Annotated in this window: 14 protein-coding genes; 10 read left to right on the top strand and 4 right to left on the bottom strand. The window is 44.6% G+C overall.

What is annotated here, in order from left to right:
• Positions 1–65 precede the first annotated feature (65 nt).
• The 8 genes from lpdA (at position 66) to R3D00_20750 (ending at position 9,402) form a co-directional block, all read left to right on the top strand.
• Positions 66–1,481: a dihydrolipoyl dehydrogenase gene (gene lpdA, locus R3D00_20785; protein MEZ4775635.1), complete on the top strand. Its 1,416-nt coding sequence runs from the start codon at positions 66–68 to the stop codon at positions 1,479–1,481.
• Between the two features lie 82 nt (positions 1,482–1,563).
• Positions 1,564–3,324 (top strand): ABC transporter ATP-binding protein, encoded by a 1,761-nt coding sequence (locus R3D00_20780; GenBank protein ID MEZ4775634.1) that lies wholly within the window; start codon positions 1,564–1,566, stop codon positions 3,322–3,324.
• 162 nt (positions 3,325–3,486) lie between these two features.
• On the top strand, positions 3,487–4,167 hold the full coding sequence (locus tag R3D00_20775) for a hypothetical protein (protein MEZ4775633.1): 681 nt from the start codon (positions 3,487–3,489) through the stop codon (positions 4,165–4,167).
• A gap of 1,234 nt (positions 4,168–5,401) precedes the next feature.
• Positions 5,402–6,118 (top strand): hypothetical protein, encoded by a 717-nt coding sequence (locus R3D00_20770; GenBank protein MEZ4775632.1) that lies wholly within the window; start codon positions 5,402–5,404, stop codon positions 6,116–6,118.
• 72 nt (positions 6,119–6,190) lie between these two features.
• Entirely contained in the window at positions 6,191–7,279 is a 1,089-nt protein-coding gene (locus R3D00_20765) for an alkene reductase (GenBank protein MEZ4775631.1), read from the top strand.
• A gap of 99 nt (positions 7,280–7,378) precedes the next feature.
• Positions 7,379–7,975 carry an RNA polymerase sigma factor gene (locus R3D00_20760; GenBank protein MEZ4775630.1) on the top strand — a complete coding sequence of 199 codons (597 nt, stop codon included), beginning with the start codon at positions 7,379–7,381 and terminating at the stop codon, positions 7,973–7,975.
• A gap of 8 nt (positions 7,976–7,983) precedes the next feature.
• Complete coding sequence (locus R3D00_20755) at positions 7,984–8,700, top strand: hypothetical protein (protein MEZ4775629.1); 717 nt, start codon at positions 7,984–7,986, stop codon at positions 8,698–8,700.
• A 72-nt stretch (positions 8,701–8,772) separates the two neighbouring features.
• On the top strand, positions 8,773–9,402 hold the full coding sequence (locus tag R3D00_20750; GenBank protein ID MEZ4775628.1) for a DUF2202 domain-containing protein: 630 nt from the start codon (positions 8,773–8,775) through the stop codon (positions 9,400–9,402).
• A 14-nt stretch (positions 9,403–9,416) separates the two neighbouring features.
• Here R3D00_20750 and R3D00_20745 read toward each other — a convergent pair whose 3' ends face one another.
• Both R3D00_20745 and R3D00_20740 read right to left on the bottom strand, forming a co-directional pair.
• Positions 9,417–11,546: a M43 family zinc metalloprotease gene (locus R3D00_20745; protein MEZ4775627.1), complete on the bottom strand. Its 2,130-nt coding sequence runs from the start codon at positions 11,544–11,546 to the stop codon at positions 9,417–9,419.
• A gap of 46 nt (positions 11,547–11,592) precedes the next feature.
• A complete protein-coding gene (locus tag R3D00_20740) occupies positions 11,593–12,219 on the bottom strand; it encodes a hypothetical protein (protein MEZ4775626.1) in 627 nt (208 codons plus the stop codon).
• Between the two features lie 74 nt (positions 12,220–12,293).
• On the opposite strand from R3D00_20740, the gene R3D00_20735 reads away from it, so the two are divergent.
• Together R3D00_20735 and R3D00_20730 are read left to right on the top strand one after the other, a co-directional pair.
• A complete protein-coding gene (locus R3D00_20735) occupies positions 12,294–13,220 on the top strand; it encodes a DUF58 domain-containing protein (protein ID MEZ4775625.1) in 927 nt (308 codons plus the stop codon).
• A 56-nt stretch (positions 13,221–13,276) separates the two neighbouring features.
• The gene (locus R3D00_20730; GenBank protein ID MEZ4775624.1) at positions 13,277–14,023 is read left to right on the top strand and encodes a tetratricopeptide repeat protein; all 747 of its coding nucleotides are present in this window, start codon (positions 13,277–13,279) and stop codon (positions 14,021–14,023) included.
• 10 nt (positions 14,024–14,033) lie between these two features.
• On the opposite strand, the gene R3D00_20725 is transcribed toward R3D00_20730, so the two are convergent.
• Positions 14,034–14,264: a cytochrome b5 domain-containing protein gene (locus R3D00_20725; protein MEZ4775623.1), complete on the bottom strand. Its 231-nt coding sequence runs from the start codon at positions 14,262–14,264 to the stop codon at positions 14,034–14,036.
• 65 nt (positions 14,265–14,329) lie between these two features.
• The gene (locus R3D00_20720; protein ID MEZ4775622.1) at positions 14,330–15,322 is read right to left on the bottom strand and encodes an aspartate-semialdehyde dehydrogenase; all 993 of its coding nucleotides are present in this window, start codon (positions 15,320–15,322) and stop codon (positions 14,330–14,332) included.
• Positions 15,323–15,422 lie beyond the last annotated feature (100 nt).

Below are 15,422 nucleotides of genomic sequence, written 5' to 3'. Positions count from 1 at the left end.
CAGATTTCCGTGATCCTTTTTTCATTCTCCCTAATAGATAATCATATACATCGAGATTCAATCATATGTCAGCAACCACATACGACGTTACCATTATTGGCTCAGGCCCAGGCGGATATGTTGCCGCTATTCGCAGTGCTCAACTCGGCAAAAAAACCGCAATCATTGAAAAATATCCCACTCTCGGAGGTACCTGCCTGAATGTGGGTTGTATTCCTTCAAAAGCCATGCTTGATTCTACGGAACATTACCATTCCGCCGTGCATAAGTTTGCCGAACATGGGATCAACGTACAGGGGCTGTCCTTTGATCTTGCTCAAATGGTAAAACGCAAAGGCGATGTGGTCAGTCAGACTACCGCAGGCGTAGCTTTTCTGATGAAAAAAAATAAAATCGACGTATTCACTGGCCATGGATCATTTGTCGACAAAAATACAGTCAAAGTAACCAAAGCCGACGGGACAGAAGAACTGGTTCGCTCTGAAAAAATCATTATCGCTACTGGCTCCAAACCTGCCAGTCTGCCCGGAATAGAAATTGACAAAAAATGCGTTATTTCCTCTACCGAGGCATTGGAGCTGACGACCCTTCCCAAACATCTGATTGTCATTGGCGGTGGTGTGATAGGGGTGGAAATGGCTTCTGTTTTTGGCAGATTAGGGTCGGCAGTGACGATCCTCGAATACGCAGACCGGCTGATACCTGGGATGGACAGCTCATTGGGCAAAGAGCTCAACAAGGCCCTCAAAAAAGAAATTACGGAATATCAGGCGCTATTTAACCACAAGGTAACCGGCACTGCTGTAGCAGATGGACAGGTTACGGTTACCGCAGAAAACCCCAAAGGCGATACGGTGACATTCACCGGTGATATCTGCCTGATGGCAGTTGGCCGCAGACCTTATACCGATAATCTCGGATTGGAAAATATAGGCATTCAGACGGAAAGAGGTCGTATTCCGGTCAATGAACATCTGGAAACATCCGTACCCGGTATTTATGCCATTGGCGATGTCATCAAGGGTGCGATGCTTGCACACAAAGCTTCGGAAGAAGGTGTGTTTGTCGCAGAAACTATTGCCGGACAACACCCGCACATCAACTACCGGGCAATTCCGGGTGTGGTTTATACCTGGCCTGAAGTCGCGGGCGTCGGCTACACGGAAGAAGAACTTAAAGCAGAAGGCATTCCATATAAAAACGGAAATTTCCCATTCAAGGCTTCGGGTCGTGCGAGAGCGAGTATGGATGATAAATTCGGATTTGTAAAAATCCTTGCACATAAAGAAACAGATGAAATGCTTGGAATGCATATCATTGGCCCCCGGGCGGCAGATATGATCATGGAAGGCGTATTTGGATTGGAGTTTCGCGCTTCGGCGGAAGACATTGCCATTTTCTCACACCCACATCCAACCTTTTCCGAATCAATCAAGGAAGCGGCTATGGGTGCAACAGGAGATCGGATGGTGCATTTATAAGAAGTCAGAAGTCCGATTTATCAGGGCAGAAGATCATTCACTTTTTAAATCGGATATATTACTTCTCAATCAGTTATGACACATGGCAGAAAAGGTAGCAGGAAAAGCATTTGATAAAAACGTCGCCAAAAGGCTGCTGCGTTATGTGCGGCCGTATAGCAGATTGTTTGCGCTGGCTTTGTTTATCACGGTACTGCTGGCAGTAATTTCTCCGCTGCGACCCATTTTATTCCAGTATATGCTTGACAACCAGGTGGTTGCAGGCGATTATGCGGGCTTGCGGTTAATGGTTTTACTTGTGGCTGGGCTGATCATAGTGGAGGCCGTGGTGATGTATTCCAATACGTATCTCACTGCGTGGTTGGGGCAGAGTATCATCCGCGATGTGCGCAATCAGGTATTTACCCATATACTCAACCTCCGGTTGAAATATTTTGACCAGACGCCCATTGGTCGTATGCAAACCCGTACCATCAGCGATGTGGAAACCCTCAACGATGTGTTTTCCTCCGGTTTGGTCCGCATCATGGGAGAATTGCTTCAGTTAATCGCCATCCTGATCGCGATGTTCTATGTGAGCTGGAAGCTGACAGTAGCAGTGCTTATTACGCTGCCATTACTGATTATTGCTACGATTGTATTCAAAAATAAAGTAAAAGTAGCATTCCAAAATGTGCGAAATGCCGTCAGCGAAATGAATTCTTTTCTGCAGGAACACCTTACCGGTATGCCTGTTATCCATATTTTCAACCGCGAGAAGGTGGAAATGGAAAAATTCAGACATATCAATCGCGACCTTCGGCGTGCAAATGTAAACTCAGTCTTGTATTACAGCATATTTTATCCCGTAGTGGAGATTGTTACAGCCATTACGTTGGGAGTATTGGTTTGGTATGGAGCCGGAAAGGTCATAAGTGCCGAATTGCAGTTTGGTGAGCTTGTCGCCTTTATCATGTTTCAGACCATGTTTTTCCGCCCGATCCGAATGCTGGCCGATCAGTTTAATGTCCTGCAAATGGGTATGGTAAGCGCGGAAAGAATATTCAATACGCTGGACACCGATGAGTTTATCCCTAATACCGGAAAATTAACGGAACTGGGCTCTGCATCAGAAGGAATAAATATAGAATTCCGGAAAGTTTCATTTGCCTATAATGAGCCAGAGTATGTTCTGAAGGAGATCGACCTTCGGGTGAATGCCGGTGAGAAAGTCGCGTTGGTGGGTGCTACCGGTTCTGGTAAGTCGACCATCATCAATCTGCTGAGTCGGTTTTATGAAGTTCAGCAGGGGAATATTCTGGTAAATGGGGTGGATATCAAGGAATACGACCTGAGTTTTTTGCGTCAGCTTACGGGAGTTGTTTTGCAGGAAGTGTTTTTATTTTCCGGGAGTATTTACGACAATATCACGCTCAACAACAACCAGATCCCGTTGGAAACGGTGATGGAAGCTGCCCGTAGGGTAGGGGCGCATGCGTTTATTTCCAATCTACCCGGGGGGTATGACTACCACGTTCAGGAACGTGGGGCGACCCTGTCTTTGGGGCAGCGGCAGTTGATTGCATTTGCACGGGTGATGACCTATAATCCGCGTGTCCTCGTCCTCGACGAAGCAACTGCCAATATCGATACAGAATCAGAAGAAGTCATTCAGCATGCCATAGATACTGTGCTCACGGGCCGCACGTCTATCATCATTGCCCATAGGCTCTCCACTATTCAGAAAGCTGACAAGATTGTTGTGTTGAAAAAAGGCCGGATTATTGAGTCAGGGTCGCACCAGCAACTCCTCGAACAGGGCGGGGCTTACTTTGCACTGCACCAAATGCAATTTGCTTCCTAAGCGGTTGTGCAACTGACGGGAATAGTTGTTTGTCTCTTATACTGAAACATCGGATCACGATTGCTCAGACATCCTGCACGGTTGTACATAGCAGGTGTTTTAAGTGAATCTGAACCGCGATATTTCCGATATAAACAGTATAAACCTTTTACAACAACAAACATGAAAATTTCCCAAACACTTCAATTCCTGGCCCTTGCATTGGTGCCTATACTGTTTACGTCCTGCGCTTCCTCGATTCACTACAGTGCGAGTACGCTGCTGGATGAAACCAGTCTTCATCATGAAATTGCCATCGTACCTGTGGAGATCAATTTTTCTGGTCCGGTTTCCACAAGACTGACATACGACGATTACCGCCAGCTTGATATACAGGAGAGCCATTTTTATCAGGAATCACTGTACAATTCCTTGCTTCGCAAAGCCAATAAAAACGTAAAAGTGGATATCCAGTCCATCGAACGCACGAATGCGATTCTCCGGGATCAGAAAATATCTGTACAAGACTCCTGGTCAATGGATCCCGCCAAACTGGCCGAAATTCTGAAAGTAGATGCCGTAGTAAAAGTACGGATAGAAGAAAGCCGTTATCTGACCAATGCAGCTGGGTTTGGGCTTGAACTGGGCAGAGCGGTGATATTTGGCCCATATAACGGACCACTGCCAGCCGGCCCTGTCAAAACCGCCGATGTTCGCGCAAGTTGTTCGATATTTGACGGCGACTCAGGAGATTTGTTGTGGAAGATGGGGGTAGATCAGGATGCAAACTGGAGCTATACACCCTCCGAAATCATCGAAAGCCTCAACCGGCGTATTGCCCGGAAGTTCCCCTACAAGTGGTAAATACCATAAGTTTTGGATCGCCAAAGCTGCTTAATCAAAGATGATACATTGTTTAAATAAAGAATTCGTTTCTCCCAACAGAGAAGCGAATTTTTTTGACAATCAGAGACTTTACCACTTAAGGTAACGGGTTTCTATTCTACCCTGCATTTTGTGAGCAGCAGCGCGGATGAAATTTGACTGATTTCGAAGGAGTGCATTTTATCGTTTTTAACGGTTTACAACGGTTTTCCAAAAAACAAAAACAAACCCAAAACCTCCGCGAAAATCTGCGTTTCCTCTGCGAAAATCTGCGTCCCATGTCTCTCCAGTTTGTCATGGACAAGGAAACGGTTTCCAAAAACGAACCCAAAACCTCCGCGAAAATCTGCGCTTCCTCATATGTTTGCAACTTAATGAAACTGATCTTCGATCTGAGATGATAGGGTTCACGCAGAGGACGCAAAGGAATCGCAAAGTAACGCAAAGGGGGTTGGGACTTCCGCGTTACTTACTGTCTGATCTTGCTGATGCGTGGTACTCTGCGGCTTCTGCGAAAATCTGCGTTTCCTCTGCGAAAATCTGCGTCCCATGTCTCTCCAGCTTGTCATGGACAAGGAAACGGTTTGCAAAAACAAACCCAAAACCTCTGCGAAAATCTGCGCTTCCTCATATGTTTGCAACTTAATGAAACTGATCTTCGATCTGAGATGATAGGGTTCACGCAGAGGACGCAAAGGAATCGCAAAGTAACGCAAAGGGTGTTGTGCCTTCCGCGTTATTTCCTGTCTGATCTTGCTGATGCGTGGTACTCTGCAGCCTCCGCGAAAATCTGCGTTTCCTCTGCGAAAATCTGCGTCCCATGTCTCTCCAGTTTGTCATGGACAAGGAAACGGATTGCAACCGTTTCAACCGGGTTTATCCGATTTTCTCTCAATCAGAATGTGGTTTGCAAAACTTGAATTTCATCCTCTTTACTGTACCTTCCCGTCCAATATTTGTTTCTTTCGTCTCTGCTTTTGAAGGCCATATAGTCTGGGGCCGGAGTACTTATTTCTCTCATCTGAAATATAAAATATATAGGCCTTGGCCTGGAGAATTGCTTTTTTCTTAGCTTCTTCAATTGCTTCCAATCATCATTTGAATGAAAAATCAGCAAGCCCTGATCGTGAATTTTTTGTTGCTGGTAAGTCCCGGATATTCATACTATATTATATCCCGACCGTAACTACTCTCACCCAAACCCCGCTACTAAATGGAAAAATACATTAACGCAGGCTATTTTCTTATTAAATCAAAACTTCTGCGTTTTGGAACGCTCGAAGGAACCGTTGTCAAAACGTGTAGTGGCTGTATCAATACCTCTGCCTTCGATATCTGGTGTTTGTCCTGGGTAAAAGATGCGCTCAATGAGGAAAGTAAACTTGAACTGGGGTTGTCTGATTCCCAAATTAACGATATCCATAAATGGACAGATATCAGGTTTGACCGTGGAGAATTAGGCTTTGGTAATGTATTTCCCGATCTGGAAACAGCACGTACATTTAAAGAATTATTTTTCGCCGGTAGAAATGATATCGAAATGCTTGGATTGTACCTTCCCCAAACAGATGCAGACCGGCTGACTGAAGACTTCAAAGAAGGAAACAATTCACTGCCTTTCAATCAAAATAATGGAAAATTTGGACTTAGGCTTAACCTGCTTAAACAGATCGAGGAAAAAGAAACTGAAGATGCTGCGTTTTTAGGTTATGACTTCATCGGGGTTGAAGGTGATGGATCATTCCATTCCTTTTATTGCCATAATATCACCGAAATCCTGATCGATATGTTCGCTTTAACACTCAATGAAAACGGACTTTTTGAGGAAATAACTCAGCCAGATCAAATACGTGAATATTTGAACAGCCCAAATGCTGGGGTTGAACCAGTGCCATGGTATATTGCGAAAGTGAAACGAATAACTACCTGACATCAACTTTTTTGTAACAACATCCGGATCGTCGTAGTTGTAATCCCTGCAATCAATTACTTTTCTTAACAAATGAATAAATCATCCTTATTTCAACCCGCTTCGATGGGTTCTACACATATACAAAACCGGATATTTATGGCTCCGCTGACCCGAAGCCGGGCTGCAAATGCCGATTTCGCTCCGACAGAATTGCATAAAACATACTATAGCCAGCGGGCTGGTGCTGGTCTTATCATTACGGAGGGCACTGTCGTATCCAGTCAGGGTGTCGGCTATCAAAATGTCCCGGGCATCCATACCGATATACAGACAGAAAGTTGGAAACAGGTCACCGAGGCTGTTCATGCCAAAGGCGGAAAAATATTCATGCAACTGTGGCATGTCGGCAGAATATCACATCCTGACTTACAAAATGGCAAAATCCCCGTGGCTCCTTCCGCCATCAATCCCAATATCGAAGTGTATACTCCGGCTGGTAAAAGACAATCTGTTGAGCCGCTTGCACTTTCTCAGGGCGAGATAAAAGCCATTGTCCAGGATTTTGCAAAGGCGGGAGCCAACGCAATGAAAGCGGGGTTTGACGGTGTAGAGATTCATTCCTCCAACGGATATCTGTTTCACCAATTCTTTAGCAATTGTAGCAATCAACGCATGGATAACTATGGTGGAACTTATGAAAACAAAGCCAGAATTCTGTTTGAAACAATCGACGCGCTTTCAGCAGTTGTGCCCTCTGATAAAATTGGCTTGAGACTTAATCCCATGATGCACGGCAGTATGGGAATTGTAGTCGATGAACACACCGCTCCCACTTTTGAGTATATTATAGATAAATTGAATAATTATAACCTCGCTTATCTTCATCTGAGCCGGCCATGGACCGCAAAAAGTGAGCAATATTTTATTGAAGATGTCATTGGCCATTTTCGTAAAATCTATCGAGGTTTCCTCATCGCTAATGGTAACTATAACCCAACCTCAGCCGCTGAGGAAATCTCCGCAGGAAGAGCCGATGCGATAGCTTTTGGAAGACCATTTATTGCAAATCCCGATCTGACTGATCGGATTAAAAACGATTGGCCGCTGGCTGTACCCGACCCAAAAACCTTCTATACGCCGGGAGAAAAGGGCTACACCGATTATCCATTGTTTCAATAATTAATTTCGCACTTTCTTGTGATTTTTACGTTAACTAAATACATTGTATTATTGATAATAAAATTATAATATAATAATTGTTTCGAAACCGAAAAAGGTGTGACTGTTCAGGAGAAAAAAGAGTTTTGCAGTAAATGGGCAGATAGCGAAGTAGCCCGCAAATCGCTGGAAGATCTTGATTATTTTTCCTGCCTATATGGGCGTTATGAGGCAAAAATGATCCGCTACATTCGGCGATTGGTTTTTGTGAGCCAGGAAGAAGCCGAGGATATCCTGCAAGAATCTTTTATCAAGGTATGGCGATACCTCAACAGCTTTGATTCCGCAATGAAGTTTTCCAGCTGGATATATCGGATCGTTCACAACGAAGCTATTTCGTTTTGGCGGAAAAAAAAGTCTTTTGGCAAAGACCAACAGGTGACTTTGGATGAAAACCTGTACAAAAATGAATCAGGCGAGACTGAAAATCCAGCGGAAACGGAATATAGGGACCTCCTTACACATGAAGTGCTGGATCTATTGCCATTAAAATACAGAACGGTTTTGGTACTAAGATTTATGGAGGGAATGAGTTATGGAGATATCTCTGATGTCCTGAAAATGCCGGAAGGCACGGTGGCAACACAAATCAACCGGGCAAAAAAAGCATTTGCTAAAATTGCCGGAAAAAAACATTATTCTTTTGATCTTCAATAAAACAGGTCATGGAAAATTCGAGAAAAATTGTTGAAACCATAAAGGGGAAAAACATAAAGCCAATCCCCCGGGGTTACTTTGTCGCAAAGGGCATATTGGCCTGGCTGGCTTTTGCCGTTTCGGTACTGATCGGTGCAGCAGCTTTTTCGGTAATTTTATTTTCCATTCAACAGACGGATTTTAACCTTATTTCTCATCTTCAGCACTCCCGTTTTTCTTTTTTCCTGGGAGTGCTTCCGTTTTTTTGGATTACCATACTGATTGTTTTTCTGATCGTTGGATTTTTCAGTGTCTATCATTCAAAAAATGGGTATAAACTCAGATGGTCTGTCCCTGTGGCAAGCAGTGTGGCGTTAAGTGTGCTGTTTGGTACATTATTTTTTATCTCTGGCGGCGCTGCCCGACTGGAAAAAACATTCGCCCTCAGGATGTCTTTGTATGAGAGTATTCAGGAAAAGAAAGTTAAAATCTGGATGATGCCTGAAGCGGGTTTTCTTGCAGGGAAAATAGATACGGTAAGCGATAGTTTATTTCAAATGACTGACTTTTCCGGCAAAGCCTGGCAAGTTGATTTTCGAAATGCTTTTGTAGCCCCCGTTGTTTTGCTGGAAAATGGTGAAACGGTAAAACTGGTAGGAAAACCTACCGGGACTCATCAATTTAGGGCTGAGGAAGTTCGCCCGTGGGGTGGTCCCGAACACCGAAAAAAAAGTGAAAGAAAATAAAAGGCTTCGCGTAGTAACAAATGAAACAGATTGAGAGGTTCAATTTGAAGTGTTACCATAAAATCATTTGTTATGAAAAAGTTGAGATATTCCGGCATACTGTTTATTACCCTGCTATTTTTAGCGGCTGGTTTTACTTCCTGTGGTCAGTCCAAGGAGAATGTGTTGCCTGAAAACACGTTGATGCTGACCGATATCGAAATCACTTCCTTGCAGTTTATGCACGAGGAAGAAAAGCTCGCTCGCGATGTGTACACTTATTTCAACCAAAAGTATAACCTGACTATTTTTAATAACATTTCTTCGAGCGAACAAAAACACATGGATGCGGTTCGCACCATCATGGAAAAATACGGCGTAGCAAATATCGCATCTACAGAGATTGGAGTTTTTACCAATCCTGATTTGCAAACTTTATATAACAACCTGATCGCTCAAGGCGATGTGTCGCTCGTAAGTGCGCTCACAGTTGGTGCCACGATAGAAGACGTTGATATCCGGGATCTTACAGCGGCCGTAGCCGCTACGGATAAAGCCGATATTGCCAATGTTTATGCCATGCTGACTTGTGGTTCACGAAACCATATGCGCGCCTTTACCAGCAACCTGAATTCGCGCGGAGAGACTTATACGCCTCAGTATATTACGGTAGATGATTATAATACCATTATCAATGGCAGCCACGAAATGTGTGGGATGTAACGAAGTGGAGGATTTTACATCTTCACAATACGAATAGTCGCAGCAGCGTCTCGTGTAGTGAGTCGGAGCAGATAAATGCCTTTGCAGAGGTCAGGTATTTCGTCAGGGGAAAACACCCACGAAACCTCTCCCTGCAAAGGCATTTTATTTTCTTTTTGGGCAACAAGACGCCCGCTGATATCAAAAATAGAAGCCGTAACCGGGCTGGGGGTGTTGATAAAAAACGACACGATGAATTGATCTTCGAAAGGATTGGGAAAAACAACCAGCCGTTGACGGAGTGCCAGGTCATCGGCTATTCCGACGGTCGTATTTATTTTGAAGTTATCCAGATACAGATGCTGCCCTTTACGGCTAATGCATTGGAAACGGATTCGCAGTGCGTCATTTCCCAGGTGATTTCCCAACGAAATCACTGCCGTACGCCACTCATTGGAATTGTTCGGGACAAAAGCTTTGTCTTTCTCGAACCCCGGCACGGTTGCCAGTTGTTCTCCTTTTTTTTCAAACAAAAGATAACCAAAAGAAAGCCCACAATCATCTGATAGCCAGACGCGGAAAATATCGGCCCGGTTGGTATCAGCACTTCGCGCTTTATATGCATAATCAAAACGCAGGCTGGCATTGGTGGCAGTGGAAAGGTTAATCACCTGAGAAATCAGGGCTTCCGAAGTTCCGCATGATGCTGTGGTAAAATTGGGCATAACGGCACACGATATACCTTCGCTGGAGGTCAAAGTTGTTTTAAGCCACGAGCCAGCTGTATCTTCATCTTCTCTTTTCCACCCAGGCGGTACAAAAACCAGGCCTTCAAACCCTTCATTTTGAGGGGGGATGGTGCCTGCCCCGGATACCTGAATATAGGAGGTGCGGGTAACCTGATCATTGCCACCAGTATTGGAGGCGGTAAGTGTAACCGGATAGACGCCCGGTATATTGTAAGTAATAAGGGGCTGTGGATCAGCAGAAACAGAAGGCGAACCTCCGGGAAAAGACCATAATAAAAAATCCACACAACCGTCTGACAAGTCGGTAAACCTTACTGATTGTCCGGCGCAAATTGTCGTGGTATTGCTGGAGAAGGCGGCTGTAGGTCTGGTGCGGATTACCTGGGTTGTATCACAGCCTGTTGCTGCAAGGTTGGCCGGAGTGAAGAAATTTGCCCGGGTAGATAGCAGGAAAAACCGCATTCTTGCTACCTGGCCTTTGGTAAAATGGTCCATGCAAACATCATCAGCGAAGTTCATATAATTGCTGACCAGATCATTTTTGTCACAGGGAATATCTGTGCAAGAGTTGACCGGGTCTGCCGGGCACCCAAATACTGCGGTCAGCTCGGAGGGGGTATCACAGATTAAATCTCCTTCCGAAAGACAATTGACCGCACTTGTCCCATTGCAGATTCCATCGGTTTCGAAGGTGTGAAACAATCCCATAAAATGCCCCACTTCATGGGTAGCGGTTCGGCCTTTGTCAAAAGGAGTGATCACAGATCCCGTCGTGCCGAAGTTTTTGCCGCGAATGACGATACCGTCTGCCACCGGGTTGGGGCTGCCGGGAAAGGACGCATACCCCAGCACGTCTTTCCCGGCATTATCGAAAATATTTTTTACCACCCAGATATTGAGATACATAGTGTCATTCCAGCTGATAATGGATCGCAGAATGGCATCATTGGTAAGGGTATGGTTGGTGAATACACTTTGCGTGCGCGTAATACCCGTAGTGGGGTTTCCGTTGGGGTCAATACTTGCGAGACAAAACTGAATACCAGCATCTTTACCCACCCCATACCCCGGAGATCCCAAAATCCTTCGGTAGTCTTCATTTAGCACCTGGATCTGACTGTGAATTTGTGCTGCGGAGATATTGGAAGTCGTGTCATTATAAATAACATGAACCACTACCGGGATAATCGCAACATCACACCCTGCACGTTGCCCATAATAAGCAGGCATATTCCCGGCATATCGGAGATACCGAAGGGACTGTTCCGAAAGTATCGGGGCAAATTCAGGATAGGCGTACTGGGTCTGCGCAAAATATTCGGAAAAACCACATCTTGAAATATCTGGCGATTGCGCGCAGATATGACTGACAAAAAGCAGAATAAAAAAAACGGGGGTGAGGGTACGTAAAGCCATAAAACGCAGTTGTGCAGCTACATGACAGCCTGGAGACAGAACGGAATTACTTGAGATTCCATACAGTATTATTCGCTAGTTCATATCCTACGATACCATCTTCTTTTGTGAAATAAAAAGCCACAGGGTCACTGGATCCGGCGGCATAGGAGCCTGGGTCTGCTTTACAGGAAAAAACCTTATTGAATTTTTTCCCGTTGAGCGTGACCGTTTCGGTCAGTATCCTTTCAGGGATGCCTGTGATTTCACAAATCAGTCGGTTATTGAAAGAGATAATAATCAAATCCGGGATATCCTGAGGATTATCACGAGGGGTAAACTGAATGAAATCTTTCTTTACTACAAGATTAAAGACAGATACCCCATTGGAAGAGATCATTTGAGTGTAGAGATACCCGCTTCGGAATGTTTCACAACAAAACCCACACTTTGATTCCTCATCGCAGTTGAATAATTGTTCTTCCAATCCCATCTCCACATCTTCCCAAACAAAAACTTCTTCCTGTCCGTTACTTCCTGAATAGACCCGTGTAGCGGCAATGGTAAATGCCGTCCAGCTATCAGATGATTCATCCAGCAAATAATCGCCCAGGTCACCTTTTTCACAGGTAGGGCAACAGCTCCCCAAAAATACCGCTGCTGCGGCCAGACACACTAAAATTCCAAATTTCATATCAAATATTTAAAGTATTTCAAATTAGCAATTTGCGTTTTTTTTTCAACTAAACTATCCTTATCATTACTGTTATGGCACAAACTCCTATCAAATATCTGGACCCGATTGCAGTCAGTAAGCTCAAAAACATTGAGGTAAAGGCAAAAATGATCGTGGAGGGTTTTATTACTGGTATGCATAAAAGTCCATATCATGGGTTTTCTGTAGAGTTTGCCGAGCACCGTCCCTACAACGCCGGCGAATCGCTTCGGAATGTTGACTGGAAGGTATACGGTAAGACGGATAAGTTATTCTCTAAGAAATACGAAGAAGAGACCAACCTGCGTTGCCAGGTAGTGCTGGATGTGAGCGATTCTATGCGTTATCCTCAACAAGGGATGACCAAACTGGAATATGGTGCCTACCTGGCTGCGGCACTGCAATATCTGATGATTGGTCAGCGGGACGCTGCGGGGATGACGCTTTTTGATGAAGAGATTTCTTTTTATGCCCCGGCAAAATCCAAATACTCCTGGCTGATACCTATTTTCCGCAAACTTGAAGAGGTGGCGGCAAGTAAAGAATATTTTACCAGAAAAACTGCCACCGCCCGCATCTTGCACCAGGTGGCGATGAAATTTCACAGAAGGTCATTTGTCGTATTGATCACAGACCTGTTTAATCACATGGAGGCAGAGGAGGAGCTTTTTAAAGCGCTCAGACATCTTCGCCATGCCAAACATGAAGTGTTGGTATTCCATCTGCTGGATCGTAAAACAGAGGAAGATTTTGAATTTCCTAACCGACCGGTCATTTTAAAAGATCTGGAAACCGGTGAAAAAATAGAAGTTTCTCCCCACCAGATCCGGGATCGTTATAAGGAAATGATGAAATCATACAAGGCGAGATTCAAGCAGCGGTGTTATGAGTTTAATATTGACTTTATTGAAGTCGATATTGCCCGGTCTTATGAAAAAGTTCTGACAGACTACCTTGTAAAAAGACGAAGTTTGAAGTAGTTTTGTAAATCATACATTATTTACCAAATTTTTCCCGGAAGCCATTCTGGCAGAATATGAAATTTTTTTTAACTACCATTTTCACTTGCTTTTTTTTCTCCCTGTACGCACAGTTTCAGACAAGTTCCAATAATCCGGAAGCTATGGCTTTCTACCGGAGTGGAGAAAAGCTGTTTCTGGCCAAAAACTATGACGAGGCAAAAAATTTTTACCGGAATGCCATCGCAGTAGATGCAAATTTTGTTGATGCCTACAACCGACTGGGTGAATCCTATCGGATTATGGATCAGATCGACAGTTCGTTATACTATTACCAACAATCCCTGGAAGTGTATCCGCGGGGGTTAAAAGCTCACCAGGAGCTGGCTGCCGCTTTTCAGCTTAAAGGAGACTTTGAGGCGGCGATTGATCAATACAAAGAATTGTTGCGCCATTATCCCGACTATCCGCAGGCTTATTATGGAATCGCCCTGGTTCATTTCAACCAGCGGGAGTTTCCTGACGCCATCAGGGCCAGTGAAGCCGCCATGCGCATATATCTCAGCGGAAAAAGTTATGAAAATGCTGCGGATGCCCGTATGCTGGCTGGCCAGGCTTACATGAACCTCGGGGATTACGAAAAGGCTGTTCAGTATTTCAAAGCCAGTAAAAAACAAGTGGGGGACAAACCTTATTACTATTATTATCTGGGCTTCTGCTATCTCCGAATGGGCAATAAGGATAAAGCCAGTGAAAACCTCGCGCAGGCTGAGGTAATGGGCTATAAAATTCCGGTAAACGTTAAAGATGAATTGAATCAGTAGCGGGTATTCATTATTCGACCAGCTGCCCGACGACTCTTAGCCTTCGGAAAACAGACGCTGTATGAGGCGCATCTTCTAATTCTTCCGTCAGATCCTGACCAGACCAGTGCCGGTAATGATAGCCATTGGGCCAGTGAAAATTTCCGGTAACATCGTAGATGAGACCTTTATAGGCAATCCAGACTTCTTCCCGGTCTGTGCCGTTGCGCAGTGCCAGTTGGGATCGGGTATAGGTTTCCATTCTAAAAAAAGAGGCTGCTTCATTTTTTTGAAGCAGCCTGTGCAAAGGTATAAAAGAAACGCAGATTAATGCGCCATTTCTTCCTGAAACAATTCCATTGCAATCTGGACGGCATTGGTAGCGGCCCCTTTTCTGAGGTTGTCTGCTACGATCCACATGTTCAAACCGTTTTCGACAGAATCATCTCTGCGGATGCGTCCTACAAAAACCTCGTTTTTGCCATGACTGATTTTAGGTGTTGGGTACACCAGTTTTCCTGGATCATCCATAACGATGATTCCCGGGCTGTTTGCCAGGAGCTCGCGAATTTCAGCAACGTCAAATGGTTTTTCTGTTTCAATATTCACACACTCCGAGTGGCCACCGATGACAGGGACCCTTACTGCGGTTGCGGTTATTTTAATGCTGTCGTCATTGAGAATTTTGCGGGTTTCATTTACCAGCTTCATTTCCTCTTTGGTGTAGTCATTTTCGAGAAACACATCACACTGCGGGATACAGTTGAGGTCAATCGTCGTCGGGTAAACGGATTTCACCTCCTTGTTACCCGCCCTTTCCCCAAATAATTGATCCACAGCAGCTTTTCCGGTACCGGTTACGCTCTGATAGGTTGAGATCACCAGTCGTTTGATTTTATATTTTGCGTGAATAGGAGCAAGCGCCACGACCATTTGAATGGTCGAGCAGTTGGGGTTTGCGATTAGTTTGCGGCCCTGAATGGCATCCATATTGACTTCGGGTACAACCAAAGGAATATGAGGTTCCATTCGCCATGCAGAGGAATTGTCAACCACAGTTGTACCCACCGCTACAAATTGGGGTGCAAATTCCTTGCTGGTGTTGCCTCCGGCAGAAAAGAGCGCAAGTTCGGGACGTTTGGAAATACCGGTCGCCATATCTACGACCTTATATTTTTTCCCACTAAAGGTAACTTCTTTACCTACAGACGCGGCTGAAGCCACTGGAATTAACTCAGTGACGGGAAAATTCATTTCCTCAAGGGTACGTAGCATTTCTGTACCCACAAGCCCTGTTGCACCAACAACTGCTACTTTCATGATGGTTTAAAAATTATGAGTGTTTAAAGGCGCAAAATTATGGAATAAAATTTAGGATAGTCAATAAAAAATAAATTTCCCTCAAAAAATGAGGGAAATT

This window comes from Bacteroidia bacterium, from assembly GCA_041391665.1.
In the GTDB taxonomy this organism is placed as follows: domain Bacteria; phylum Bacteroidota; class Bacteroidia; order J057; family J057; genus JAGQVA01.
This window is presented reverse-complemented; position numbering and strand designations above follow the sequence as displayed.

Excerpts from the sequence above, each read along its gene's own strand:
- lpdA (MEZ4775635.1), top strand. The coding sequence starts at position 66 with ATGTCAGCAACCACATACGACGTTACCATTATTGGCTCAGGCCCAGGC.
- R3D00_20780 (MEZ4775634.1), top strand. The coding sequence starts at position 1,564 with ATGGCAGAAAAGGTAGCAGGAAAAGCATTTGATAAAAACGTCGCCAAA.
- R3D00_20775 (MEZ4775633.1), top strand. The coding sequence starts at position 3,487 with ATGAAAATTTCCCAAACACTTCAATTCCTGGCCCTTGCATTGGTGCCT.
- R3D00_20770 (MEZ4775632.1), top strand. The coding sequence starts at position 5,402 with ATGGAAAAATACATTAACGCAGGCTATTTTCTTATTAAATCAAAACTT.
- R3D00_20765 (MEZ4775631.1), top strand. The coding sequence starts at position 6,191 with ATGAATAAATCATCCTTATTTCAACCCGCTTCGATGGGTTCTACACAT.
- R3D00_20755 (MEZ4775629.1), top strand. The coding sequence starts at position 7,984 with ATGGAAAATTCGAGAAAAATTGTTGAAACCATAAAGGGGAAAAACATA.
- R3D00_20750 (MEZ4775628.1), top strand. The coding sequence starts at position 8,773 with ATGAAAAAGTTGAGATATTCCGGCATACTGTTTATTACCCTGCTATTT.
- R3D00_20745 (MEZ4775627.1), bottom strand. The coding sequence starts at position 11,546 with ATGGCTTTACGTACCCTCACCCCCGTTTTTTTTATTCTGCTTTTTGTC.
- R3D00_20740 (MEZ4775626.1), bottom strand. The coding sequence starts at position 12,219 with ATGAAATTTGGAATTTTAGTGTGTCTGGCCGCAGCAGCGGTATTTTTG.
- R3D00_20735 (MEZ4775625.1), top strand. The coding sequence starts at position 12,294 with ATGGCACAAACTCCTATCAAATATCTGGACCCGATTGCAGTCAGTAAG.
- R3D00_20730 (MEZ4775624.1), top strand. The coding sequence starts at position 13,277 with ATGAAATTTTTTTTAACTACCATTTTCACTTGCTTTTTTTTCTCCCTG.
- R3D00_20725 (MEZ4775623.1), bottom strand. The coding sequence starts at position 14,264 with ATGGAAACCTATACCCGATCCCAACTGGCACTGCGCAACGGCACAGAC.
- R3D00_20720 (MEZ4775622.1), bottom strand. The coding sequence starts at position 15,322 with ATGAAAGTAGCAGTTGTTGGTGCAACAGGGCTTGTGGGTACAGAAATG.